2 protein-coding genes are annotated in these 2,897 nt (G+C 35.0%); both read right to left on the bottom strand.

Annotated elements, in window-relative coordinates; all coding sequences use genetic code 11:
• Positions 1-154 precede the first annotated feature (154 nt).
• The gene (locus tag GSY74_RS10655; protein ID WP_164665123.1) at positions 155-1,150 is read right to left on the bottom strand and encodes a hypothetical protein; all 996 of its coding nucleotides are present in this window, start codon (positions 1,148-1,150) and stop codon (positions 155-157) included.
• 2 nt (positions 1,151-1,152) lie between these two features.
• Complete coding sequence (locus GSY74_RS10660; RefSeq protein ID WP_164665125.1) at positions 1,153-2,649, bottom strand: hypothetical protein; 1,497 nt, start codon at positions 2,647-2,649, stop codon at positions 1,153-1,155.
• Positions 2,650-2,897 lie beyond the last annotated feature (248 nt).

The raw sequence follows: 2,897 nt of genomic DNA on the forward strand, positions 1-2,897 counted from the left end.
GAAGCCATCGGTTCCTTATATGCAATCTGCATTTTCGGAATCGGCGTGTTTACACCCGAACTATTTGGTTCAAAAAAAAGCTTATTTCATTGGCATTGGACTAAAGTCTCCGATTCCAAATGAGTTTTGTAAGAAGTCTAATATAACAATCACCTCACTTTAGAGCTTTTATCTCGGATATATTAATTTGATCTGCAACACTCTCTCCCATAAATATAGAAGCCAATCTTGCGGGATGTTGAGTCCCATCTAAATGTATCTTCTCCAAATCAGGTTTTCTAACACCATTTTCGGTTATCCACCATGTCTCTGTGGGAAAAGCAGTACTTTTGGTATCTTCATAAATGGGTGTCCACATATCAATAAAACGGATATTTCTACCATCGCTGTTTAGATCATCGACTACCCGTTTGGTAATATCTACATAATAAGCTTTCTGTCTCTCTAACCAACCATCCACATCAGATTGGCTATGCGTAGAATTCATGGAACCAGTATCCAACATATGAGCAGTGACATAGACAATGGGATGGGTACGACAGTTTGAACCCTGATCTAAATCTAAAACCAACTCTTTCAGTTGTGCTTCATAGGTCGTTGCTGATAAATCAATATTGAGGTCATTTCCTCCTCGTGAAGCAAAAGCAATATCATAACAGTGTTCTTGATTTGCCAGTTCCTCTCCAAAAACAATTTGCCATGACTCAATGGTACTACCAGCTAGAGCTGAAGTATGCCCAATAGTCGAGTTGGTATAGGTAGCATCCGAACACTCATAAGTATTCTGATTTGACCAACAGTTAGCTCCCACCCACTGCACAGCTAGATTGGAATCACGAATTTGAAGTCGTTGTGCAAATGGAACCATCCAACCATACTCATCTTTACTATTGGCTGTACCATTTAGGGTTCCATCAGCATTAAATGGCAGAGTTTTCATATGATTAAACTCCTCTATGCTCTCTCCTGCTACATATATTTTTAAAGTTATCTTATCTTCTGTAGAGGTGTTACCTGATGTAGTGGAGTTTGCATCTATATATGTAGTTGCATTGCCATCTATTTCTGTAGAACTACTACTACCACATGCAGTCAAGAGTAGTGTAGCTACTACTACCCGAGAGTATTTTATAAGTTTTGATAAAAACATTTTTATTCCTTTTTTATTGAGTTATTTAATAATCCACTATGCCCATTTGTACTATCTGTCTCTTCATGCCAAGGACCTAAATCTACTGGATTAGAACGAGGATTTCCTGTTATATCCAAAGTAGAAGAGCTTTGCATTTGACCTAAATTTAAAAAAGGTGCATCAGTTGTTGGTTTGAAGCTATAGATATCTCCCATCCTATCACTAGGAAAATTTTCAAACCAATTTATATTGAAGTTACTATTTTGTGAATTGGTTCCACTAGGTGTATAATATTCAAAATAACCTCCTACAAGATAATTTGATTCAAAAAGATTGCTATATTCTGTGCTATTATCCTGCTCTATGAGTAGTGTATGGTTGTTGATAGAGTGGTTATCACTAGAGATACCAAGTAAAATATTATTGCGAACTTGATTATTGGTTGAGTTACGAATAAACTTCAAAACATGACTGCGATTATTCCCAATAAATAGGTTATGCTCAATAATATTGTTGCTAGAACCAAGTTTAGGGTTATTACTCTCCTGCCAAAAGCTTGTGTTGTGACGATTATAAAAACCTATGATATTATTATGAATGATAGAGTTACGCACAGAAGTAAAATTTGGACCAACTTCACTATGATGAAAATAGTTATTTTCAACCAATATAAATTCTGAAATACCTTGTCCTAAACCATACAAAGCACTACCATCACATCGAGAATCATCATATGTAATCCCCTTACCTTCACAGGTACTTGCTGGGTCTGCATTGATTTGAAAATCAGAATTGCTATTACTGTAAAGATTATTATTACGAACAATCATCCAGTCTCCTCCATTGGAGAGATAGATACCATGCCCATCTCCACCACCTGCACCATTAGCAATATTACTTTCAAGAACTATCCAATCTGAACCACCAGAGAAAAAGGGGTCTTTGTATTGATGCTCTCCATGGTTATTGAGTATTGCTATACCTTTTTGATGTTCACTTGTAGCATAGCCACCTACACTGCGAACCCCATAATCACCACCTATAAGATGAAATCCATCAATAGCTACATAGTTAGCATACTCCAGATTAAAACAAGCCTTTCTACCTGTACTACAACAGTTTATATTAACATTAGATTCAGCTTTAACAACAATTGGTCTATCATAAGTTCCTGACCTATTTATATCTAATTCCCAACATCCACTATACTCACCTGAAAGAAAACGAATCTCCTCTCCAGCTGATATTTGAATAAATGCATCATCTACTGACATTGGATTAGATATACTCCCATCTCCATCACCATTAGGTGTTACATAAATAATTTTGGTTGAAATATATTGTGTATCAGTATAGTAGCGATTAAATTGTTCAGAAGTTTTAAAAAACGCTTCACCTCGTTTTATCTTGTCTATATCATTCGCTACTGGTTGTACGGAGGGAATGCCTTCCTCACCACAACCAACTATAGAAAATAGTAATAGAACTACTATTATATTTGTGATTAATCTTCTCATCTAAAAATCCTTAATATAAAATCACAATTATACAGCAAAAAAGTTGTGAAACAATTATATTTTAATAATTAAAAACTATCTCTAAGGGTTATTTGGGTAACTTAAAAAAATTATAATGGGAGGATATAAAAATGGATGAACGATATAAAATGGTTTTAATGATATTTGGAGCGATAGTTGCTATTGCAGGGATTGTATTACATTTTAAAGAGAACAAAGAGGATAAAAAAACTGATAGTGAAGATAAA

The organism is Sulfurovum sp. bin170 (assembly GCF_010892395.1).
Taxonomy (GTDB): domain Bacteria; phylum Campylobacterota; class Campylobacteria; order Campylobacterales; family Sulfurovaceae; genus UBA1140.